The following is a 23,174-nucleotide window of genomic DNA, read 5'->3' as shown; positions in this document are numbered from 1 at the left end:
CCGTTTTTTTACGTCTGGCGCTTTGATACGGAGGCTGCATGAAACAATACTGGCTGATGAAATCCGAACCCGATGAAGTGAGTATCGATGACCTGATGGCCGCGCCGCAGCACACCCTGCCGTGGTTCGGCGTGCGCAACTACCAGGCGCGCAACTTCATGCGCGACGGCATGCAGGTCGGCGACGGCGTGCTGTTCTATCACTCGAGCTGCCCGCAGCCGGGCGTGGCGGGCGTGGCCGAAGTGGCCAGCGGCGCGTATCCCGATCACAGCCAGTTTGAAGAGGGCGGCAAGTATTTCGATGCCAAGGCGACGCCTGAACAGCCGCGCTGGATCAGCGTCGACGTGCGGGGCCTGAAGAAGACGGCGCTGCTGCCCCTGTCCGAGATGCGCCAGATGCCGGAGCTGGAAGACATGCTGCTGCTCAAGAAGGGCAGCCGCCTGTCCATCACGCCGGTGACGCCGGCGCAATGGAAAGTGATTACAAGCAGGTTACAGGCTTAAGCTGTTCATCCGGCCGCGCGGGCCTTGGTGGGCGGCGTGCCCATCACCTGGCTTTTATACGCCCACACCAGCAGCGCGATGGCGCCGACGATCATCGGCAGGGACAGCATCTGGCCCGACGTGATCGGCACGCCCAGCCACACGACTTCCCAGTCCGGCGTGCGGAAGTATTCCGTGAAAAAGCGCGCGCAGCCGTACAGCAGCGTGAACATGGCGCCCACGGCCATGCGCGGGCGCTGCTTGCGCGCATACAGCCACAGGATGATGAAGACTAAAATACCGTCGACCAGCATCTGGTAGATCGGCGACGGGTGCACGGGATACGGAATGCCCGGCCATTGCATGGCCCACGGCAGGCTTTCCGGGGCGATGCGGCCCGGCAGTTCGGCATTGATGAAGTTGCCCAGGCGGCCCGCGGCATAGCCGAGCGGCACCAGCGGCGCGATGAAGTCGAGCACGTCGAACAGGTTGCGGCCCGCCTTGCGGCTCCACAGATACATGGCCAGGATGACGCCGAGGAAGCCGCCATGGAAGGACATGCCGCCATGCCAGACCATGAAGATCTCGAGCGGATTGTGCAGGAAGTATTCGGGACGGTAAAACAGCACTTCGCCCAGGCGCCCGCCGATCACCACGCCCAGCATGCCGTAGAACAGCATGTCGTCCAGGTCTTCCTTCTTCCAGCCCAGCACGGCGATATGCGGCTGCTTGATGCGCACTCTGCCCAGGAGAATGAACAGGGCGAAGGCCAGCACATACATCAGGCCGTACCAGTGCACGGCGAGCGGGCCGATTTGTATGGCGATCGGGTCGGGCATCGGGTGTATCAGCATGGGGTTTCTTTCTTTGTTTAAAGCTAAGGTTGCGTAGTATGGGGGCGCTGGCGGTTTTTTGCCTTAGCGGCCACTTAATTTATCGTGCTGGGTGGCCTATCTGCCTGCGCAGCAGCGCCAGAAAGCCCTGCAACACGGCGGACGGATTGTCGCGGCGCCAGGCCAGGCCCGTTTCCACCAGCGGCGTGGCGTCCTGCAGCGGCCTGTATTCTACGCCCGGGCGCATCAGATTCGATACCGATTGTGGCACAAGCGCCATGCCCATGCCAGCCGAGACGAGGCTGACGATGGTTTGCATCTGGATCGCCTCCTGGCCGATCTGCGGCGTGATGCCGGCCGCGCGGAACACGCCGAGGATGGCGTCGTGCAGGGCGGGCGAGATCGCGCGCGGGAAGATGATCAGGGGCAGGGGCGGCAGGTCGCGCAGGCGCACGGGGCCGGGCGACTTCAATATGTCGAGGCCGGATGGCGCGGCCAGCACCAGCGGTTCGGCCAGCACGGGCAGGTAATCGAGTTCTCCTTTCGCCTTCTCGGGCAGGGGCGGGATCAGCAGGCCCGCATCCGTGCGCCCGGCCAGCAATTCGTCGAGCTGCAGGTCGGAGGTGGCTTCCTGCAGGGCGATCTGCACTTGTGGATAGGCCGTCCGGTAGGCGCGCAGCAAGGGCGGCAGCACGCTGTAGTCGGCCGACGAGACAAAGGCCAGGCTCAGACGCCCCGCCTCGCCCTGCGCGGCCCGCCGCACCAGCGCGGGCAAATCGAGCGCCTGCGCCAGCAGTCGGCGCGCCTCGGGCAGCAGGGCCGTGCCTGCCGGCGTCAGCTGCACCTCGCGGCGCGTGCGCACGAACAGCGGTGCGCCCAGCAGTTCTTCCAGGGCCATGATCGTCTGCGACAGGGGCGGCTGCGTCATGTGCAGGCGCGCGGCGGCGCGGCCGAAGTGCAATTCCTCGGCGACGGTGACGAAATAGCGCAACTGGCGCAGCTCAAGGTTCATATGCGTTTCCATGCAGATTGAATGCTGTGATATGTAAAACGACTCACAGACACGTGCATCATATATTTGACAGTGGGGCGCGCGCAAGGCAATCTGGCGTACCCCCACTGCATGCAGGGTTTTACTGCAAACCCGCGCAGTCCGGCACCCATTACTCTTGGAAGGTCCCCATCATGCCGCAATACCGCTCCCGCACCACCACCCACGGCCGCAACATGGCTGGCGCCCGCGCCCTGTGGCGCGCCACCGGCATGAAGGACGGCGACTTCGACAAGCCGATCATCGCCGTCGTCAACTCGTTCACCCAGTTCGTGCCCGGTCACGTGCATCTGAAGGACCTGGGCCAGATGGTGGCGCGCGAAATCGAGGCGGCCGGCGGCGTGGCCAAGGAATTCAACACCATCGCCGTCGATGACGGCATCGCCATGGGCCACGGCGGCATGCTGTATTCGCTGCCCTCGCGCGACCTGATCGCCGACTCCGTCGAATACATGGTCAACGCCCACTGCGCCGACGCCATGGTCTGCATCTCGAACTGCGACAAGATCACGCCGGGCATGCTGATGGCCGCCATGCGCATCAACATCCCCGTCGTCTTCATTTCCGGCGGGCCGATGGAAGCGGGCAAGGTCGTCAAGGTCGTCAACGGCAGCCAGAAGATCATCAAGCTGGACCTGGTCGACGCCATGATCAAGGCGGGCGACAGCACCGTCTCCGATGCCGACGTGGCCGAGATCGAACGCTCGGCCTGCCCAACCTGCGGTTCCTGCTCCGGCATGTTTACGGCCAATTCGATGAACTGCCTGACCGAGGCGCTGGGCCTGGCCCTGCCCGGCAACGGCACCATCCTCGCCACGCACTCGGACCGCCAGCAGCTGTTCCTGCGCGCGGGCCGTCTGATCGTGGAACTGGCCAAGCGCCATTACGAGCAGGACGATTACTCGGTGCTGCCCCGTTCCATCGCCACCAAGGCCGCTTTCGAGAACGCCATGGCGCTCGACGTCTCCATGGGCGGCTCGACGAATACCGTGCTGCACCTGCTGGCCGCCGCGCACGAGGCGGAAGTGGCATTCACGATGGCCGACATCGATCGCATCTCGCGCAAGGTGCCGTGCCTGTGCAAGGTAGCGCCGATGACGGACAAATACCATATCGAGGACGTGCACCGCGCGGGCGGCATCGTGGGCATCCTGGGCGAACTGGCGCGCGCCGGCCTGCTCAACACCACCTTGCCGACCATCCACGCGCCGACCCTGGCCGACGCCATCGCGCAAAACGACATCAAGTGCACGGACGATCCGGCCGTGCATGAACTGTTCCGCGCCGCGCCGGGCGGCGTGCCGACGCAGACGGCGTTCTCGCAGTCGGAGCGCTTCGCCGCCGTCGATACGGACCGCGCCACCGGCTGCATCCGCGACAAGGCCCACGCCTACTCGCAGGATGGCGGCCTGGCCGTCTTGTACGGCAACCTTGCCGAAAAGGGCTGCATCGTCAAGACGGCGGGCGTCGATGAAAGCATCCTGAAATTCTCGGGCAAGGCGCGCGTGTTCGAAAGCCAGGACGCGGCCGTCGCTGCCATCCTGGAAGACACCGTGCATGAGGGCGACGTCGTCATCATCCGCTACGAAGGCCCGAAAGGCGGCCCCGGCATGCAGGAAATGCTGTACCCGACTTCGTACATCAAATCCAAGGGCCTGGGCAAGGCGTGCGCGCTGTTCACGGACGGACGCTTCTCGGGCGGCTCCTCGGGCCTGGTGATCGGCCACGCCTCGCCGGAAGCGGCCGAAGGCGGCGCTATCGGCCTGGTGGAAGAGGGCGATTTCATCGACATCGACATCCCCGAGCGCACCATCAACCTGCGCGTGACGGATGCCGAACTGGCCGCGCGCCGCGCCGCCATGGAAGCGAAGGGCGATGATGCCTGGCTGCCCGTCAACCGCGACCGCTATGTGTCGCAGGCGCTGCAGGCGTATGCGGCCCTGACGACGTCGGCCGACCGCGGCGCCGTGCGCGATCTCTCCCAGCTGAAGAAGCAGAAACGCTGATTTGTTGCATAAGTGCGACGGCCGGCCCCGTTTGACTGGACGGGGCCGGCCGTCGTTACATCGCCTTACAAACAACATGGTCATGGGCGCGCAGATGGGGCAGAATAGGACTGCCTTCTGACGACATTGCGTTACTACATTGAAACGCTTGATCTGGGCTCGTGGTGCATCTGCGGAAACACAGTAAAATGCCGCAGGAAGTAACTTTGGAGAAAAGACAATGAAACGTTTTATGTTGGTGAGTGTATTGACCGTATCGGCTCTGGCATCGCAAGCAGCGTTGGCCAATCCGGATCTGGCGAAAGCAAAGAACTGCATGGCTTGCCACGCGGTGAGCACGAAACTGGTGGGCCCTGCGTTCAAGGACGTGGCTGCCAAGTACGCCGGTCAGAAAGACGCTGAAGCCAAGCTCGCGGCGAAAGTCATGAAGGGCGGTTCCGGCACCTGGGGCGCGATCCCGATGCCAGCCAACCCGCAAGTGAGCGATGCGGAAGCCCACACCCTGGTTAAATGGGTACTGGCACAGAAATAATCTGTGCCGCAGTACTGCAATTAGCGCGCCGGCAATCCCGGCGCGTTTTTTTTGTCCGTCGCCTGTTGCAGATTGCCCATGCCCTCCAATGTCGCCCGCACCGCCTCGTCGAGCGGCGTATGGGGCTCCTGGCCCAGCAAGGCCAGCAGCCGCGCATTGTCCAAGGATAAAGGCGTTTGCCACAGATAGCGCATCTCGCGCATTTCGCGCAGGGTCGCCACGAACGGCGACGCCAGCGCCACCAGCCACCACGGAAAACGCCGGATGGCGGGCGCGGTTCCTGTCGCCTGTGCCACCACGCGGACAATCGCCCCCGTCATTTGCCGGCCGTCGTGGTCCCAGTGGCCGGCCATGTGAAAGCGCGCAAACGCGGGCAAGGTGGCGCGCATGGCCAGCAATTGCACCATCGTGCGCGCCACGTCGGGCAGGTAGGACCACTGGTGGCCCACGCCGGGCGCGCCCGGATACAGCACGCTGCGCACGCTGTGGCCCGGTTTCACCAGCCCTTGCGAAAACCAGTTGTTGCCGGCGCGGGGGCCGAAGAAGTCGCCCGCGCGCACGATCAGCACCCTGGCGCCCTGCGTGCTGGCCCGTTCCAGCCGCGCTTCCAGTTCCACGCGGATGGCGCCCTTGCGCGTGAGCGGATGCTGCGGCGCGTCTTCCGCCAATACAGGAAAGGCGTCGGGGCCGAAGTTGTACACGGTGCCGGGCAGCACGATGGTGGCGCCCTCGGCCATCGCCGCGGCGATGGTGTTGTCGAGCATGGGCAGCACCAGCCGGCCCCAGTGGCGGTAGCCGGGCGGATTGACGGCGTGCACGATGACGGCGCAGCCCTTGGCGGCCGCCAGCACGTCCGCGCGCGCCAGCGCATCGCCGCGCAGCCACTCGATGTTATCGCTCCGTGGCGATGGCGTTTCTCCCCGCGTCAGGGCGCGTACCCGCCAGCCTGCCGCCAGGAGCTGGCGCACCATCTCGCCGCCGATGCCGCCCGTGGCGCCCAGTACCAATGCCGTTTTCGTGTTTTCCATCCTGACCTCCGTGTGGTTGATGGCGCCAGTATCTGCCGCGCAAGGCTGATTGGGAATTGACGAGCATCGAGCACAAGCTATACATTTATGTATGACCGCCACATCCATCGCCTGGGAATACTACCGTTCGCTGCTGGCCGTGCTGCAGCACGGCTCCCTGTCCGGCGCCGCGCGCGCGCTGGGCATCACGCAACCCACCGTGGGCCGGCATATCGCCGCGCTCGAGCAGGCGCTGGGCGCGACCCTGTTCACGCGTTCGCAGCTGGGCTTGCTGCCCACGGAAGTGGCGCTGGCGCTGCGGCCCCATGCGGAAACCATGGAGCACACGGCCGCCCTGATGGAGCGTGCCGCCAGCAGCCAGGGACAGGGCGTGGCCGGCACCGTGCGCATCGCGGCCAGCGAAGTGGTGGGCGTGGAGGTGCTGCCGCCGATATTGGCCCGGCTGCGCGCGCGCCATCCTGACTTGATCATTGAATTGGTATTAAGCAACAAGGTGCAGGATTTGCTGCGCCGGGAAGCGGACATCGCCGTGCGCATGCTGCGCCCCCGCCAGGAACAGCTGGTGGCGCGCAAGGTGGGCGATATCGAACTGGGCCTGCATGCGCACGCGGATTACCTGGCGCGCCATGGCACGCCGCTGGCACTGGCCGATCTGGCACGGCATGCCGTCATCGGTTACGACGAGGCGAGCCCCTTCGTGCGCAACGCGGGCGCGGCCTTCCAGGGATTTTCGCGGGACAACTTTGCCTGGCGCAGCGACAGCGACCTGGCGCAGCTGGCCCTGATCCGCGCGGGCGCCGGCATCGGCGTGTGCCAGGCGGGGCTGGCGGCGCGCGATCCGGCCCTGCGGCGCGTGTTGCCGCAAGCGTTTTCGCTGCCCATGGAAACCTGGGTCACCATGCATGCCGACTTGCGCGGCAGCCTGCGCTGCCGCGCCACCTTCGACGCGCTGGCCGAAGGCTTGCTGGCTTATGTAGCCGGACAGCAAGAACCGTAGCGAGCGGATGTGAGTTGTGGCTGAGAAGCGGAGCTGTGCGAATGCACAGTGAGCATCGCAGGCCGCAAATCGCGCCGCGCAGTAGGTTCTATTATTTGACCACTTCCATCTTGGTCTTCTTGCCATCCCGATAGGTGAACAAGGTCAGCGCGCCATCCTTGATGTCGCCGTTGGCGTCGAACGAGATGGGGCCCGTCACGCCCTGGTAGTGCACCTTGGCCAGGAAGGGCAGGTAGACGGACGGTTTCGACGATTTGGCGTCGGCCATGGCGGTGGCCATGGTCATCACGGCGTCGTACACGTACGGCGCGTACAGCTGCACTTCCATATTGTACTTTTGCTTGTAGCGGGCGCGGAAATCGTCCATGCCTTTTTGCTGCGCGCCCGTCACGCCGCCCGCTTCCGCGCAGGTGACCATGTCTTCGCCCACGGCGTCGCCCGCCAGCTTGCCCAGCGGTTCCGTGCACAGGCCGTCGCCGCCCATGAACTTGGCCTTGATACCCAGCGCCTTCATCTGGCGCAGCATGGGGCCGCCCACGGAATCCATGCCGCCAAAGAAGATCAGGTCGGGATTTTTCGACTTGATGCTGGTCAGGATGGCATTGAAGTCGGTGGCGTTGGCATTGGTAAATTCCTTGCCGACGATTTGCACGCCTGGCGCCGCCTTCTTGGCGCCCTTGACGAACTGTTCCGCCACGCCCTGGCCGTAGGCCGTGCGGTCATCGATGACGGCGATTTTCTTCGCCTGCAGCTTGCCCACGGCATACGCGCCCAGGGTGCCGCCCAGCTTGTTGTCATTGGCGACGACGCGGAAGGCCGTATTGAACTTTTGTTGGGTATACGTCGGGTTGGTGGCGGCCGGTGAAATCTGCGGAATGCCGGCATTGAAGTAAATGCGCGAGGCGGGAATCGTCGTGCCCGAGTTCAGGTGGCCGACCACGCCGTTGACCTTGGCGTCGACCAGCTTTTGCGCCACGGCCGTGCCCTGCTTGGGATCGGCCGCGTCATCTTCGGGCACCAGCACGAATTTCACGACTTTGCCGTCGATCTTGAAGCCTTTGGCGTTCAAATCTTCGATGGCCATCTTGGCCGCGTTCTCGTTATCCTTGCCCAGGTGGGAGCTGGCGCCAGAGACCGGGGCGACGTGCCCGATCTTGATGATTTCCTGCGCGCCCGCATGGCCGGCAAAGGCGAGGGCGACGGCGAGAGGAAGGACTTTGGTCTTGAGCAGCATAAACATTCTCCAATGGATAAAGATACGGCGGCGTCTCGTGAAAAACCGCTTCGACAGGCGGTGCGTGTGAAGAAAGGTACAACAAAAAACAGGCGGCGCAAAGCCGCATTTCGGGCTTTTTGCATTTTGTCGCAACAATCACCAAAGTGAGGAGCGATGCACCGATTTCGCAGGCGCGAGCGCACCAAAGAATGGCGTTGGGAGGGGGAAAGGTGTAGGGGGAATGCCGGGGTCAGACCCGTCGGGTCTGACCCCGGATTTTTGCCGGTGGGTGAAATGGTCCCACCGACAGACGGACATGCAGCTACTGCGCGGGCGGATGTAGGTGCGTAGGTCGGGTTAGCGCGCAGCGCGTAAGCCGACTGCTCAGGGCTATGCGGGTGGGTGCAGGTGACCTAATTCATGGCTGACGGCATGCGCCACGATCTGTTCCAGCGATTGCTGCAAGTCTTCGCGCAGGGCGCCGCGCATGCCGATCAGGGCGTTTTGCAGGGCCGTCTGCAGGACATGGGCGATGCGCTCTTCCAGCAGATGGTCGATCTTGCCCTGCACCTGATGCAGGATGCGCTGTGTGAGCCGCTGTTCGATGGCGTCCCAGTCGGGTTGCGCCACCGCTGGCGGCAATGCCGGCGGTGCCGCGACAGCAGGCTCTACCGGGATGGCGGGAGCTATTTCCGGTCCCAGCAGCACCTCCGTCAGCAGGGGGATGCCCTGGTCGAATGGCGGCTGGTTCATGCTTTACCCGCCACGAAATGCGTCGGCTGCACGTCCTGCTGGCGGTAGTGCAGGAAGCGCTGGCGGCCTGCCTGCGCATCCTGCTCATCCATGGAGACGATCTCGAAGACGCGCTGGAATTGCGCGTAATTGGCGGGCGGCAACTGCGACAGGTTGACGAGGATGTCGTGGTGCGGCAGCTCGGCCGCCGCGTCATCGGTCAGGATGATGGGCGTTTGCGCCGCCAGCGGATCGCCGGCCAGCACATGCGGGAGGAAGTCCGTGGCGGAAATGGTCCACATGGCGCTGTTCAGGGCGTCGAGCTGGGCGCCGTCAGCCACCAGCACGACGACCTTGTTGCCGGCCATGTAGGCCTTGCGTGCCAGGCGGCAGGCGTAGGCCAGCTTGTCGGGCACGTTGCTGTGAAAATCGACGCGGCTCATGACGGTCAAGCGGCCATGCCGCTGTGGCGCAGCAGGGCGTCGATCGACGGTTCGCGGCCGCGGAAGGCCGTGAACGATTCCAGCGCGGGGCGCGAGCCGCCGACGGACAGGATTTCCTGCAGATAACGCTTGCCTGCCGCCGTGGTGGCGGCCGGTCCCAGCGCGCGGGCTTCCTCGAACGCCGCATAGGCGTCGGCGGACAGCACCTCGGCCCATTTGTAGCTGTAGTAGCCGGCCGCGTAGCCGCCGGAAAAGATATGCCCAAAGGAATTCTGGAAGCGGTTGAAGGCGGGCGGGATGATCAGCGCAAACCTGGCGCGCACGCCGTCGATCAGCTGCTGCACGCTCTGGCCCGTGCCGGCGTCATAGTCATAGTGCAAATGCATGTCGAGCAGGGAAAACTCCACCTGGCGCAGGGTTTGCAGACCGGACTGGAAATTCTTGGCTGCCAGCATCTTGTCGTACAGCGCGCGCGGCAACGGCGCGCCCGTGACGGCGTGCGCCGTCATGTGTTCGAGCACTTCCCATTCCCAGCAGAAGTTTTCCATGAATTGCGACGGCAGTTCTACGGCATCCCATTCGACGCCGGCAATGCCCGACACGCCCAGCTCGTCGACGACGGTGAGCATATGGTGCAGGCCGTGGCCGAATTCGTGGAACAGGGTGATCACTTCATCGTGGGTGAACAATGCAGGCTGTGCCTTGCCGTCGACCACGGCCGGTTCCGTGAAGTTGCAGGTGAGATAGGCGATCGGCGTTTGCACGTGTTGCGTGTCGGCGCGGCGGCCGCGCGCGTCGTCCATCCAGGCGCCGCCGCTCTTGCCCGCGCGCGCATACAGGTCCAGGTAGAACTGGCCGACCAGCTGGCCGTCGCGCTCGATGCGGTAGAAGCGCACGTCCGGGTGCCAGACGGGTGCCGTATCCAGTTTGACCTCGACGGCGAACAGGTTCTGGATCTGGCGGAACAGGCCGTCGATCACCTTGTGTTCAGGGAAATATTGTTTGACTTCCTGGGCCGAGAACGCGTAGCGGCGTTCCTGCAGCTTTTCGGAGGCATACGGCACGTCCCACGCCTGCAGTTCGTCGATGCCCAGCTCTTCGCGGGCGAATTGCTTCAGTTCGGCCAGGTCCTTCTCGGCGAACGGACGCGCGCGCTTGGCCAGGTCTTCCAGGAAGGCGATGACTTGCGCGGGCGAGGTGGCCATCTTCGAGACCAGCGACACTTCGGCGAAATTGGCGTAGCCGAGCAGTTGTGCCTCTTCGTTGCGCAGCCGCAACAGGGTGACGATGTTCTGCGTGTTATCCCACTCGTCCTTCTTGCTGAAGACGTCGCCCTGGTCCGATGCCTTGGTGGCATTGGCGCGGTAGATGGTTTCGCGCAGCGCGCGCTTGTCGGCAAATTGCAGGATCGGGTAATACGAGGGGAAGTGCAGCGAGAATTCATAGCCTTGCTTGCCGGCCTTGTCGGCGGCGGCGCGCGCGGCGGCTTTCACGTCGTCGGGCAGGCCGGCCAGGTCGCTTTCTTTCTCGACCAGCAACTTGTAGTCATTCGTGGCGTCGAGCACGTTTTCGGAAAAACGCGTCGAGACGGCCGCGTGTTCTTCCTGGATGGCGCCGAAGCGCTCTTTCTTGTCCTCGGGCAACTCGGCGCCGCCCAGGCGGAAGTCGCGCACGGCATTGTCGACGATGCGCCGGCGCGCCGGCGACAGGCTGGCGAAAGCGGGGCTCGCCTGCAATTGCTTGTATTTGCCGAACAGGATGTCGTTCTGGCCCAGCTCGGTCCAGAATTCCGTCACCTTGGGCAGGTTGGCATTGTAGGCGGCGCGCAGCTCGGGCGTATCGATCACGCTGTTGAGGTGGTTGACGATGCTCCAGGCGCGGCCCAGGGTTTCGGCGATCTGGTCCTGGGGCGCGACGAAGTTGTCCCAGCTGACTTCTTCCATGGGCGCTTCCAGCTGCGCCACCGTGGCGCGCGCTTGGGCAAGCAGGGTATCGATGGCAGGCGTGACATGCTCGTGCGTGATCGCGTCGAAGCGTGGCAGGCCGGAAAAATCAAGCAGGGGATTGGTAGTCATCGTCGGTTCCATATATTAAAAGGGGCGGTCAGGCCGCCCCGGTGTTTTTACACGCGCTCTGCGGCCTCGACGGTATTCATCAGCAACATCGTGATGGTCATCGGACCTACGCCACCCGGTACCGGGGTGATGTGGGACGCGACGTCTTTCACTCCGGCAAAATCCACGTCGCCGCACAGCTTGCCGTCATCGTCGCGGTTCATGCCCACGTCGATGACGATGGCGCCCGGCTTGACCATGTCGGCCGTCAGGGTGTTGCGGCGGCCGACGGCGGCCACGACCACGTCCGCCTGGCGCGTGTACAGGCCCAGGTCCGGGGTCGCACTATGGCAGATGGTGACGGTAGCGTTCGCTTGCAAGAGCAGCAGGGCCATCGGCTTGCCGACCGTGTTGCTGCGGCCGATGACGACGGCGTGCTTGCCGCGCAAGTCGACGCCCGTGCTTTCGATCAGTTTCATGCAGCCGTACGGCGTGCAAGGGCGGAAGCCGGGCAGGCCCGTCATCAGTTCGCCGGCGCTCAGCACGGAATAGCCGTCGACGTCTTTCGTCGTGGCGATCGCTTCGATGACCTTGTGCGGGTTGATGTGCTTGGGCAAGGGCATCTGCACGAGGATGCCGTGGATGGCCGGGTCGGCATTCAGGCTGGCGATGCGCGCCAGCAAGTCGGCTTCGGACAGGTCCGCTTCATATTTTTCCAGCACCGAGTGGAAACCCACGTCGCCGCACGCCTTGACCTTGTTGCGGACATACACCTGGCTGGCCGGGTCTTCGCCGACGAGGATCACGGCCAGGCCGGGCTGGGTGCCCTTGGCCGTGAGGGCGGCGGCGCGCGTGGCGATCTCGCTGCGCAGTTTTTGGGAGAGGGCGATTCCGTCGATCAGTTGTGCTGGCATGGTAGGGAGGCTGTGTGGGAGGGAAAAGACAGATTATAAAGCCGGGCGGCGCAAAGGGGCGGTTTTGGCTATGCAAAGCCGTCACAACAGCGGGCCACAGACGCGGGCCTGAGAAAATGCCGATGGCGGCGTTGCAGCTCCTTGCCGTACTGGCGTACTGTCTGTGTCGCCGCGCCTTGCCCTCGACGTTTTTCAGGCCCGCTTGGTCCGGCATAAAAGCGGGCCAGAGACGCGGGCCTGAGAAAATGCCGATGGCGGCGTTGCGGCTCCTTGCCGTACTGGCGTACTGTCTGTGTCGCCGCGCCTTGCCCTCGACATTTTTCAGGCCCGCTTGACCCGGCATAAAAGCGGGCCAGAGACGCAGGCCTGAGAAAACGCCGATGGCGGCGTTGCGGCTCCTTGCCGTACTGGCGTACTGTCTGTGTCGCCGCGCCTTGCCCTCGACGTTTTTCAGGCCCGCCTGGCCCGGCATAAATGCGGGCCAGAGACGCGAGCCTGAGAAAATGCCGATGGCGGCGTTGCGGCTCCTTGCCGTACTGGCGTACTGTCTGCGTCGCCGCGCCTTGCACTCGACATTTTTCAGGCCCGCTTGGCCCGGTATGCCTGTGCCGACGACTGCGGCGTTAATGCGTTTTTCTGGTGTGCTGGTGGCCTAGGGAGCGCAAGGGCCTTCGGTTCTCTTGGCGCCGTTTTTGGCACTTTGATCATCCTAATTTCCGGGCAGAATTTGCGGCAGTGCAGCATAAATTTCATAGGGTAATTTCATAATATGAAATGCTATATCGTAATTTGAAAAATAGTAAATACGCTGTTAGAATCCCCACACTAAACCGACTTAATAGTAAATAATCAGCGAAATACCGTCCGACAGCGATCCGGAAAATCGGGGTGGGGCGTTCACAAAGGAGACTCAACAGATGTCAGCTCAACTGAACCAGGTAACGACACAGATCGGCACCGACCCGGATATGCAGGAAACCAAGGAGTGGCTGGACGCGCTCGAAGCCGTGCTGGAAAATGAAGGTCCGGAACGCGCGCATTACCTGATGGAGCGCATGGTTGACCTGGCCCGCCGCCGCGGCGCCCAGATCCCGTTCTCCAGCACCACCGCCTACGTCAATACCATCCCCACCAAGCAAGAAGCACACTGTCCCGGCAACCTGGAATACGAAGAGCGCCTGCGCTCGTGGATGCGCTGGAACGCCATGGCCATGGTCGTCAAGGCCAACCGCGCCGACGGCGACCTGGGCGGCCACTTGTCCTCGTTCGCTTCGCTGGCGAACATGCTGGGCATCGGTTTCAACCACTTCTGGCACGCGCCGACGGCCGACCACGGCGGCGACCTGCTGTACATCCAGGGCCACTCCTCGCCCGGCGTCTACGCGCGCGCCTTCCTCGAAGGCCGTTTGACGGAAGAGCAAATGCTGAACTTCCGCAAGGAAGTCGACGGCAAGGGTCTGTCCTCGTACCCGCATCCTAAATTGATGCCTGACTTCTGGCAGTTCCCGACCGTGTCGATGGGCCTGGGCCCGCACATGGCGATCTACCAGGCGCGCTTCCTGAAATACCTGCACGCACGCGGCATCGCGAAAACCGACAACCGCAAGATCTGGGCCTTCTGCGGCGATGGCGAGATGGATGAGCCGGAGTCCTTGGGCGCGATCGGCCTGGCCGCACGCGACATGCTCGACAACCTGGTCATCGTGGTCAACTGCAACCTGCAGCGCCTGGACGGCCCTGTGCGCGGCAACACCAAGATCATCCAGGAGCTGGAAGGCGAATTCCGCGGCGCCGGCTGGAACGTCGTCAAGGTCATCTGGGGCCCGGGCTGGGACGCCCTGCTGGCACAGGACAAGGAAGGCATCCTGCAGCGCGTGATGATGGAAACCGTTGACGGCGAATATCAGAACTACAAGGCGAAAGACGGTGCCTACGTGCGCAAGCACTTCTTCGGCAAGCATCCGAAGCTGCTGGAAATGGTTGCCAACATGACGGATGACGACATCTGGCGCCTGACCCGTGGCGGTCACGATCCGCACAAGATCTACGCGGCCTTCAAGATCGCCCAGGAACACAAGGGCCAGCCTACCGTCCTGCTGGTGAAAACCATCAAGGGCTACGGCATGGGCAAGTCGGGCGAAGCGCGCAACACGGCGCACCAGACGAAAAAACTGGACGATGAAGCCATCCGCGAAATGCGCGACCGCTTCTCGCTGCCTATTCCTGACGACAAGCTGGCCGACATCCCGTTCTTCAAGCCAGCCGACGACGCGCCGGAAATGGTCTACCTGCACGAGCGCCGCAAGGCCCTGGGCGGCTACCTGCCGCAGCGCCGCCAGAAGTCGGAAGAAACCCTGCCCGTGCCTGGCCTGGACGCGTTCAAGAACGTGCTGGAAGCCACGCCTGAAGGCCGTGAAATCTCGACCACGCAAGCCTTCGTGCGCGTCATCTCGACCCTGCTGAAAGACCCGAACCTGGGCCAGCGCGTCGTGCCTATCCTGGTCGATGAATCGCGTACCTTCGGCATGGAAGGCCTGTTCCGCCAGATCGGCATCTACAATCCGAAAGGCCAGTTGTACGAGCCGGTCGACAAGGACCAGGTCATGTACTACCGCGAAGACAAGGCCGGCCAGATCCTGCAAGAGGGCATCAACGAAGCGGGCGGCATGAGCTCGTGGATCGCCGCGGCGACGTCGTATTCGACCAACGACCGCATCATGATCCCGTTCTACACCTTCTACTCGATGTTCGGCTTCCAGCGCATCGGCGACCAGGTATGGGCGTCGGCCGACATGCGCGCCCGCGGCTTCCTGATGGGCGGCACGGCCGGCCGCACGACCCTGAACGGCGAAGGCTTGCAGCACGAAGATGGCCACAGCCATATTTTCGCCGCGACCATCCCGACCTGCATGCCGTACGACCCGACCTTCAGCCATGAAGTCGCCGTCATCATCCAGGACGGCCTGCGCCGCATGATCGCCAACCAGGAAGATGTGTTCTACTACATCACGATCATGAACGAAAACTACGCCCAGCCAGGCATCAAGCCAGGCCAGGAAGAAGGCATCCTGAAAGGCATGTACAAGCTGCAGGAAGGCAAGGCTGACGCCAAGCTGCGCGTACAGCTGATCGGTTGCGGCACCATCCTGCGCGAATCGATCTTCGCCGCTGAATTGCTGGAAAACGACTGGGGCGTGGCCGCGGACGTATGGTCGGCGCCGTCGCTCACCCTGGTGGCACGCGATGGCCAGGATGCGGAACGCTGGAACATGGTCAACCCGTCGAAACAGCAGCGCGTGCCGTACGTGACGTCGCTGATGCAGGACACGGACGGCCCGATCGTCGCCACGACCGACTACATGCGCGCATTTGCAGAACAGATCCGCGCCTTCATGCCGAAGGGCCGCACCTACAAAGTGCTCGGTACCGATGGCTTTGGCCGCTCGGACAGCCGCGCCAAGCTGCGCGAGTTCTTCGAAGTGAACCGTTATTATGTCACCGTGGCCGCGCTCAAATCGCTGGCTGACGAAGGCAAGATCGACGTGTCGGTGGTGGAGCAGGCGATTGCCAAGTACGGCATCGACGCGAACAAACCGAATCCGGTGACCCAGTAATCGTTGTGCGGACCCGATGATGCCAGGGCGGTGCGAAAGTGCCGCCCTGGCGTGTGTGCGGGTCCATCTGACAAATAAAATAACGGAGCAAGCTATGAGCATTGTGGAAGTCAAAGTCCCGGATATCGGCGATTTCAAGGAAGTCGAGATCATTGAACTGATGGTCAAGCCAGGCGACACGGTCAAGGTCGACCAGTCCCTCATTACCGTCGAATCGGACAAGGCCAGCATGGAAATTCCATCGAGCCACGCCGGTGTCGTCAAGGAATTGAAAGTCAACGTGGGCGACAAGATCGCCGAAGGTTCGCTGGTCCTGCTGCTGGAAGTGGCGGACGACGCCTCGGCCCCTGCGCCAGCCGCCGCTGCCGCCCCGGCACCTGCAGCTGAAGCTGCCCCCGCCGCCGCTCCTGCGGCCGCGCCTGCGCCTGCCGCCCCTGCCGGCGCGCCGGCCCTGGTCGACGTGACCGTGCCCGATATCGGCGACTTCAAGGAAGTCGAAGTCATCGAACTGATGGTCAAGGTCGGCGACACGATCAAGGTCGACCAGTCGCTGCTGACGGTCGAATCGGACAAGGCCAGCATGGAAATCCCGTCGAGCCACGCCGGTGTCGTGAAAGAATTGAAGGTCAAGGTCGGCGACAAGGTCGCCAAGGGTAGTCTGGTGCTGGTCGTGGAAACGACCGGCGGCGCTGCCGCTCCTGCCGCTGCCGCCCCTGCCGCCGCGCCTGCACCGGCCGCGCAAGCTGCCGCCGCGCCTGCGGCCGCCGTCGCTTCGGCGCCGGTCGCACCTGCCGCAGCACCTGCCGCCGTGCCTGCCGTGAACGGCAAGCTGGCGCACGCGTCGCCATCGATCCGCAAGTTCGCGCGCGAACTGGGCGTGGAACTGGCGCTGGTTGGCGGTTCCGGTCCGAAGGGCCGCATCACCCAGGAAGACGTGCAGAACTTCGTCAAGGGCGTGATGTCGGGCGCCGTTGCCGCGCCAAACGCGCCGGTCGCTGCCAAAGGCGGTTCGGGCGTGGGCCTGGACCTGCTGCCATGGCCGTCGCTGGACTTCAGCAAATTCGGCACGACCGAATTGCTGCCGCTGTCGCGCATCAAGAAAATCTCGGGTCCGAATTTGCACCGCAACTGGGTCATGATCCCGCACGTCACGCAGTTCGACGAAGCGGACGTGACGGACCTGGAAGCGTTCCGCGTCGACACCAACGCGGCCAATGCGAAGAACAAGGATGCGGCCAAGCTGACCATGCTGGCCTTCGTCATCAAGGCCTCCGTCGCCGCGCTGAAGAAATTCCCCGCGTTTAACGCGTCGCTCGACGCCAAGGGCGAGAACCTGATCCTCAAGCAGTACTACAACATCGGCTTCGCTGCCGACACGCCGAACGGCCTGGTGGTACCGGTGATCAAGGGCGCGGACCAGAAGTCGGTCTCGCAGATCGCCCGCGAAATGACGGAACTGTCGCTGCAGGCGCGCGAAGGCAAGCTGAAACCGGCCGACATGCAGGGCGCCAGCTTCACGATTTCGTCCCTGGGCGGCATCGGCGGCACGCACTTCACGCCTATCGTCAATGCGCCGGAAGTGGCCATTTTGGGTCTGTCGAAAGCCTCGATCAAGCCGGTATGGGATGGCAAGGCCTTCCAGCCACGTTTGATGATGGGCACCTCGCTGTCCTACGACCACCGCGTGGTCGATGGCGCGATGGGCGCGCGATTCTCCGTGTACCTCGGCGAAGTCCTGGCCGACATGCGCAAAATTCTGCTGTAAGGAGCGATTGATGAGCACAGTAGAGGTAAAAGTACCGAATATCGGCGACTTCAAGGAAGTCGAAGTCATCGAACTGATGGTCAAGGTGGGCGACACCATCAAGGTGGACCAGTCGCTGATCACGGTCGAATCGGACAAGGCCAGCATGGAGATTCCGTCGACCCACGCGGGCGTTGTCAAGGAATTGAAAGTCAAGGTCGGCGACAAGATCGCCGAAGGCAGCGCGCTGCTGGTGGTGGAAGCATCCGAAGGCGCGGCTGCGGCAGCTCCTACGGCCGCTCCTGCGCCTGCTGCAGCCGCTGCGGCACCGGCTGCGGCACCGGCGGCACCTGTCGCCGCCATCCCGGCCGGCAATTACAGCGGCCAGGTCGACATCGACGTCGACATGATGGTCCTGGGCGGCGGTCCCGGCGGCTACTCGGCGGCGTTCCGCGCGGCCGACCTGGGCATGAGCACCGTCATCGTCGAGCGCTACGCCACCCTGGGCGGCGTGTGCCTGAACGTGGGCTGCATCCCGTCGAAGGCGCTGCTGCACGTGGCATCCGTCATCGATGAAACGGCGCACATGTCCAACACGGGCGTGACGTTCGCCAAGCCGACGATCGACATCGACCAGGTACGCAAGTACAAGGAAGGCGTGATCTCGAACATGACGGGCGGCCTGGCCGGCATGGCCAAGGCGCGCAAGACGCAAGTCGTCACCGGCGTGGGCCAGTTCCTGTCCGCGAACCACATCGAAGTGACGGCTGGCGACGGTTCTAAAAAGGTCGTGCAGTTCAAGCAGGCGATCATCGCCGCCGGTTCGTCCGTGGTGAAGCTGCCCTTCGTGCCGGAAGACCCGCGCATCGTCGATTCGACGGGCGCGCTGGAATTGCGCCAGATCCCGAAACGCATGCTGGTCATCGGCGGCGGCATCATCGGCCTGGAAATGGCGACCGTGTACTCCACGTTTGGCGCGCGCATCGACGTGGTCGAAATGATGGATGGCCTGATGCAGGGCGCGGACCGCGACGCCGTCAAGGTGTGGCAGAAGTTCAACGAGAAGCGCTTCGATAACATCATGACCAAGACCAAGACGGTCGCCGTCGAGGCGTTGCCGGAAGGCATCAAGGTCACGTTCGAAGCGGCCGAAGCGGGTGCGACGGCACCGGCGCCGCAAGTCTACGACCTGGTGCTCGTCGCCGTGGGCCGCAGCCCGAACGGCAAGAAGATCGCTGCCGACAAGGCCGGCGTGAACGTCACCGACCGCGGCTTCATCGAAGTCGACAGCCAGATGCGCACCAACGTGCCGAACATCTTCGCCATCGGCGACCTGGTGGGCCAGCCGATGCTGGCGCACAAGGCCGTGCATGAAGCCCACGTGGCCGCGGAAGCGGCTTCCGGTCAGAAGTCGCACTTCGACGTCAAGGTGATCCCGTCGGTCGCCTACACGGATCCGGAAGTGGCATGGGCCGGCATCACGGAAGACGAAGCCAAAGCCAAGGGCATCAAGGTCGAGAAGGGCCACTTCCCGTGGGCCGCTTCCGGCCGCGCCGTGGCCAACGGCCGCGCCGAAGGCTTCACCAAGCTGCTGTTCGACGCTGAAACGCACCGCATCATCGGCGGCACCATCGTCGGCACGCATGCGGGCGACATGATCGGCGAAATCGCGCTGGCCATCGAAATGGGTTGCGACGGCACCGACATCGGCAAGACCATCCACCCGCACCCGACCCTGGGCGAGTCGATCGGGATGGCGGCCGAAGTCTACGAAGGCGTATGCACGGACTTGCCGCCGCCGCGCAAGCGTTGATGCTGTAGCGCTGTGACACTCAAAACCCCGCAAGCGATTGCGGGGTTTTTTATTGTCCAAATACGATTAAATACCTCACCGGCGGCGGCAGCGTCGGCACCCGCACCCGCACCCGACCCTGGGCGAGTCGATCGGCAGCTTGGCAAAAGCGCACCGAAGTGGACGAAGGCGTGTGCACGGACTTGCCCCCGCGCAAGCGCTGATAAAAAATTAACTTTCAGTACAAAAAACGGGACGTGTTCCCGGGTTTTTTTATTTCTCTTGACCTTCAGTATGGTAAAAAACGTGGCACGGCGGCACCATGTGAAAATTGGTGAGTATTGCCGTATGGAAAAAATGGCAGAATGGCGGTCTGTAACCATGTTTTGCTTCTATGGAAGCGTGTGATTTTTCCAGGAATGTTGCCAGCGTGGGAGTCGGTCAAGTTCCGCTGTACTGAGAAGGTTTGCAACGATGAAAGAATTTACCGCCCTCCATATCGCCGATGTCCGTTTGCGCAGGGCTGATGAGCAAGAGCAAGCCGTGATGCTGCATGCCTTGTACCAGGATGTGGCCGCTATCCTGGCGGCGGGCAAGAGGATCGATGCGATTTTCTTCACGGGCCAGCTGGTGGCGCCGGACGCCTGTGCCGGCACGACGCCCGTGTACGTCTACGAATACTTCCTGCGCCCCTTGCTGCAGGCGGCCAGCCTGCCGGGCGCGCGTTTCTACCTGGTGCCGGGCAGCCGCGCGCAGGGTGTCGCCGCGGCGACGCTGGGCGATGCCGGCTTCAGCTTTTTCTCCGCCGACGAGCACGCCAGTGCCGAGCAGCGCGCGCACTACAAGAATGTCCACGCCGTGTTCCATGGCCATCAGCATACGGGCGATGCCAGTTCGCTGATGAAGTCGCTGGGCATCTTGTACAAGAGCAATCCCGGCAGCCTGTACGGCGCGAATGGCCAGATGGCGGCGTTTTCCGTGCTTGAGTTCGGCACGGGTGCGGCCGATGGCGGCGGGGCAGGCACGCAGTGGACGGTGTCGCTGCGCGAGTTCGATGACGTGAGCAAGAACTTCGCCCTGTCGGTGCTGTACACGCCGAACGGCCAGGAAACGGGGTCGGTGGATGCCGAGTATGTGTTTGCCACCTTGCTGCCGCAGCTGGCAGGCGATCGCGTCTATCTCGATGGCCTGCTGGGCAAGGCGGGCGCGCAGCGGCACGAGGACGCCGGCGTCGCTGCCGATGCGCGCGAATTCCTCATCGAGCTGGCGTTCGTGATGTTCGAAGCCAAGAGCGTGTTCCTCAGCGAGGCGGAACTCGAGCGTTTTGCCAGCGACTATTGCGGCGTGAAGGGCTGGAGCATGGTGGCCGGGGACTGGCTGGCGCCGCTGTATGCGCATGGCTTGCTGGCGCGGGACGATGGCCAGGTGGCGTTTTCCTTCGATTACTTCCGCACGTATTTCCTGGCGCAACGCTTTGAAACCTCGTTCGACCTGATGCGCTACGGCCCGGAGCGCTACGATGGCAGTGAGTCTTCACTCGCTCTCGATGGCGCGTCGGCGGCCCAGCCCTTCCTGCGCGCGATGGGCTTGAGCGACGACCATGCCAAAACGGCGTTGCCGGAAGACTGCAGCCGTCCTGGCTGACTTCCGCGGCCAGCCGTCCCGCGTCAGCCCGCCAGCGGCTGGCGCAGGGTGCCGCGCAGGAACAGGTCGAGGCTGACCGCCACCTTTGCGCGCAATTGCGCCACGTCCGGTTGCGCCTGTGGCGGAAACAGCAGGCGCGACATCTGGTCGCCCAGCAGGCAATTGAGCAGGTGCAGCGCCAGCATGGAGGGCGTCAGTTCCGCGCGGAACAGGGGCGCGATGTCGGGGCGGCTGAAAAACTTGACCAGCATCTCGCGCGTCTGCCCCGGCCCCACCTTGTAGAATGTTTCCGCCAGTTCCGGGTGCGTGGCCGCTTCGGCCACCACCATGCGATTGAGGCGGATCGCCGCCGGCATGGTAACCAGTTGCACGAACAGCAGGCCGAACTCACCCAGGATGGTGGCCAGGGGCCGCATATCCGTTTCCAGCGCCGGCATGGTCGAGAAGTAGGCGGCGCGGCGCAATTCCACCACGGCATTGAAGAGTCCCGACTTGCCGCCAAATTTCACATAAATCGTGCGCACGGCCACATGGGCTTCGCGGGCGATCATTTCCAGGCTCACCTTTCCATACCCTTTTTCCAGAAACAAACAGCCGGCCGTGTGCAGCAGGTTGTCCATGCGCGCTTCCATGTCGGCCGCGCGCGGGCGGCCGGCTGGCTTGCCGCAGCAGGAAAGCTCCTGGGCGGCGTCGTCGGATTCTGTATCGGTAGGCAAGGTGTCGCTGAGGCCGGGATCGGACATGGTCTGGGTCTCTTTATAAGTGGAAAGGTAAGTGATGGCTCACACTGTAGTGCAAATTAAAATGAAATGCAATCGTTTCATTTCTTGACTTTGGCTTTTCTTTGCCCAATAATGAACCTATATCATTTCATTTTCGGAGCGAGTATGTCCAACCAGCCAGGCCAAGCAGAGCACAAGGTGCTGAGCGCCGTCCCACCCGCGGCCCCGGCCGCACCTTCCACGCCCGCCGCTTCCGCCAGCTCCGCCCCACCTAACAACCGCGTGAAAATCATCGCCGGCCTGATCGTCCTGGTCGCCCTGGGCGCCGGCGCGCGCATGTGGTACCGCAGCCACTATTTCGTGGAAACGGAAAACGCCTATGTGGCCGGTCATGTGCATCCCGTCTCGGCGCGCATTTCCGGCGTCGTCACCAAGGTCTTCATCGACGACAATCAGATCGTGAAAGAGGGCGATGTGATCGCCGAACTCGATCCCTTCGACCAGCGCGTGAAAACCGAGCAGATCGCCGCGCAGATCGCCAGCGCCGAGCAGCAAGTGCTGCAGGCCGATGCGCAGATCGCCCAGGTGCAGGCGCAGGCGAGCGCCGCCCAGGCGCAAGTGGCGCAGGCCGATGCACAACTGCTGCGCGCGAAACAGGATGCGGAGCGCTATGGCCAGCTGTACACGAGCCAGATGAAAGCCGTCTCGAAAGCGGAACTGGACGCCGCCAATGCGGCCCGCTCGAGCGCCGTGGCCGACCTGGCCGCCCGCCGCGACAGCGCCTCCGCCGCCAAGGCGCAGATCGGTGCGGCGCAAGCCGCGCGCGACGTGGCCAAGGCGCAAGTGGCCGTGCTGCGCGTGCAATTGAAGGATGCGGAACAGCAGCTGCAATACAACCGCATCCTGGCGCCCGTCGCCGGCCGCATCGGCAAGCGCAACGTGGAAACGGGCATGCGCGTGCAGCCTGGCCAGCAATTGACGGCCATCGTGCAGGACAACGTCTGGGTCACCGCCAACTTCAAGGAAACCCAATTGGCCGACCTGCACCGCGGTCAGAGCGTGCACGTGACGATCGACGCCATGCCAGGCAAGAAACTGGTGGGTACCGTGGACAGCTTCGCGCCTGCCTCGGGCGCGCAATTCGCCCTGCTGCCGGCCGATAACGCCACCGGCAACTTCACCAAGATCGTCCAGCGCGTGCCCGTGAAAATCGTCTTCCAGCCGGAAGACATCAAGGCCATGAACGGCCGCCTGGTGCCGGGCATGTCGGTGATCGCCGAAGTGGAAGTGAACCAGCCCGCGTCGGACAAGGCCGAGGCCCCGCGCCACGCGGCCGCGCCAGCCGCCCAGACCACCAGCCGCTAAGCTTC

At 63.6% G+C, this 23,174-nt stretch carries 18 protein-coding genes; 9 read left to right on the top strand and 9 right to left on the bottom strand.

Features of this window, described 5'->3' with window-relative positions:
- Positions 1-38 precede the first annotated feature (38 nt).
- Complete coding sequence (locus ACQ4W4_RS05070) at positions 39-503, top strand: EVE domain-containing protein (RefSeq protein WP_436541016.1); 465 nt, start codon at positions 39-41, stop codon at positions 501-503.
- Positions 504-508: 5 nt separating this feature from the next.
- Here the strand turns inward: ACQ4W4_RS05070 and lgt are convergent, their stop codons facing one another.
- Together lgt and ACQ4W4_RS05060 are read right to left on the bottom strand one after the other, a co-directional pair.
- Positions 509-1,336 carry a prolipoprotein diacylglyceryl transferase gene (gene lgt, locus ACQ4W4_RS05065; RefSeq protein WP_436541015.1) on the bottom strand — a complete coding sequence of 276 codons (828 nt, stop codon included), beginning with the start codon at positions 1,334-1,336 and terminating at the stop codon, positions 509-511.
- Between the two features lie 79 nt (positions 1,337-1,415).
- Positions 1,416-2,327, bottom strand: coding sequence for a LysR family transcriptional regulator (locus ACQ4W4_RS05060; RefSeq protein ID WP_436541014.1), 912 nt, complete (start codon positions 2,325-2,327; stop codon positions 1,416-1,418).
- Between the two features lie 173 nt (positions 2,328-2,500).
- Here ACQ4W4_RS05060 and ilvD point away from each other — a divergent pair, with 173 nt between their 5' ends.
- Together ilvD and ACQ4W4_RS05050 are read left to right on the top strand one after the other, a co-directional pair.
- Positions 2,501-4,372: a dihydroxy-acid dehydratase gene (ilvD, locus tag ACQ4W4_RS05055; RefSeq protein WP_436541013.1), complete on the top strand. Its 1,872-nt coding sequence runs from the start codon at positions 2,501-2,503 to the stop codon at positions 4,370-4,372.
- 220 nt (positions 4,373-4,592) lie between these two features.
- Positions 4,593-4,904 carry a c-type cytochrome gene (locus ACQ4W4_RS05050; RefSeq protein ID WP_070221905.1) on the top strand — a complete coding sequence of 104 codons (312 nt, stop codon included), beginning with the start codon at positions 4,593-4,595 and terminating at the stop codon, positions 4,902-4,904.
- Positions 4,905-4,924: 20 nt separating this feature from the next.
- Here the strand turns inward: ACQ4W4_RS05050 and ACQ4W4_RS05045 are convergent, their stop codons facing one another.
- Entirely contained in the window at positions 4,925-5,932 is a 1,008-nt protein-coding gene (locus ACQ4W4_RS05045; RefSeq protein ID WP_436541012.1) for an NAD-dependent epimerase/dehydratase family protein, read from the bottom strand.
- A gap of 91 nt (positions 5,933-6,023) precedes the next feature.
- On the opposite strand from ACQ4W4_RS05045, the gene ACQ4W4_RS05040 reads away from it, so the two are divergent.
- Complete coding sequence (locus tag ACQ4W4_RS05040) at positions 6,024-6,929, top strand: LysR family transcriptional regulator (RefSeq protein WP_436541011.1); 906 nt, start codon at positions 6,024-6,026, stop codon at positions 6,927-6,929.
- 91 nt (positions 6,930-7,020) lie between these two features.
- Here the strand turns inward: ACQ4W4_RS05040 and ACQ4W4_RS05035 are convergent, their stop codons facing one another.
- From ACQ4W4_RS05035 to folD, 5 genes are all read right to left on the bottom strand, one after another.
- Entirely contained in the window at positions 7,021-8,163 is a 1,143-nt protein-coding gene (locus tag ACQ4W4_RS05035) for a branched-chain amino acid ABC transporter substrate-binding protein (protein ID WP_436541010.1), read from the bottom strand.
- 372 nt (positions 8,164-8,535) lie between these two features.
- Positions 8,536-8,898 (bottom strand): DUF2486 family protein, encoded by a 363-nt coding sequence (locus tag ACQ4W4_RS05030; RefSeq protein WP_436541009.1) that lies wholly within the window; start codon positions 8,896-8,898, stop codon positions 8,536-8,538.
- Positions 8,895-9,320 carry a DNA polymerase III subunit chi gene (locus ACQ4W4_RS05025; protein WP_436541008.1) on the bottom strand — a complete coding sequence of 142 codons (426 nt, stop codon included), beginning with the start codon at positions 9,318-9,320 and terminating at the stop codon, positions 8,895-8,897. The genes ACQ4W4_RS05030 and ACQ4W4_RS05025 overlap by 4 nt, the downstream gene beginning before the upstream one ends.
- A gap of 5 nt (positions 9,321-9,325) precedes the next feature.
- Positions 9,326-11,395, bottom strand: coding sequence for a M3 family metallopeptidase (locus ACQ4W4_RS05020; protein ID WP_436541007.1), 2,070 nt, complete (start codon positions 11,393-11,395; stop codon positions 9,326-9,328).
- A gap of 47 nt (positions 11,396-11,442) precedes the next feature.
- Positions 11,443-12,288, bottom strand: coding sequence for a bifunctional methylenetetrahydrofolate dehydrogenase/methenyltetrahydrofolate cyclohydrolase FolD (gene folD / locus ACQ4W4_RS05015; RefSeq protein ID WP_034786559.1), 846 nt, complete (start codon positions 12,286-12,288; stop codon positions 11,443-11,445).
- A gap of 917 nt (positions 12,289-13,205) precedes the next feature.
- On the opposite strand from folD, the gene aceE reads away from it, so the two are divergent.
- The 4 genes from aceE (at position 13,206) to ACQ4W4_RS04995 (ending at position 21,082) form a co-directional block, all read left to right on the top strand.
- Positions 13,206-15,902 (top strand): pyruvate dehydrogenase (acetyl-transferring), homodimeric type, encoded by a 2,697-nt coding sequence (gene aceE, locus ACQ4W4_RS05010; RefSeq protein ID WP_070289208.1) that lies wholly within the window; start codon positions 13,206-13,208, stop codon positions 15,900-15,902.
- Between the two features lie 94 nt (positions 15,903-15,996).
- Positions 15,997-17,667, top strand: a complete 1,671-nt coding sequence (gene aceF / locus ACQ4W4_RS05005) for a dihydrolipoyllysine-residue acetyltransferase (protein WP_436541006.1) — start codon at positions 15,997-15,999, stop codon at positions 17,665-17,667.
- Between the two features lie 10 nt (positions 17,668-17,677).
- Positions 17,678-19,459, top strand: coding sequence for a dihydrolipoyl dehydrogenase (gene lpdA / locus ACQ4W4_RS05000; protein WP_436541005.1), 1,782 nt, complete (start codon positions 17,678-17,680; stop codon positions 19,457-19,459).
- A 453-nt stretch (positions 19,460-19,912) separates the two neighbouring features.
- A complete protein-coding gene (locus ACQ4W4_RS04995; RefSeq protein ID WP_436541004.1) occupies positions 19,913-21,082 on the top strand; it encodes a hypothetical protein in 1,170 nt (389 codons plus the stop codon).
- 23 nt (positions 21,083-21,105) lie between these two features.
- Here the strand turns inward: ACQ4W4_RS04995 and ACQ4W4_RS04990 are convergent, their stop codons facing one another.
- A complete protein-coding gene (locus ACQ4W4_RS04990; RefSeq protein ID WP_436541003.1) occupies positions 21,106-21,825 on the bottom strand; it encodes a TetR/AcrR family transcriptional regulator in 720 nt (239 codons plus the stop codon).
- A gap of 144 nt (positions 21,826-21,969) precedes the next feature.
- On the opposite strand from ACQ4W4_RS04990, the gene ACQ4W4_RS04985 reads away from it, so the two are divergent.
- Positions 21,970-23,169 (top strand): HlyD family secretion protein, encoded by a 1,200-nt coding sequence (locus tag ACQ4W4_RS04985; protein WP_436541002.1) that lies wholly within the window; start codon positions 21,970-21,972, stop codon positions 23,167-23,169.
- Positions 23,170-23,174 lie beyond the last annotated feature (5 nt).

The organism is Janthinobacterium glycogeni (assembly GCF_051380725.1).
GTDB lineage: Bacteria > Pseudomonadota > Gammaproteobacteria > Burkholderiales > Burkholderiaceae_D > Janthinobacterium.
This window is presented reverse-complemented; position numbering and strand designations above follow the sequence as displayed.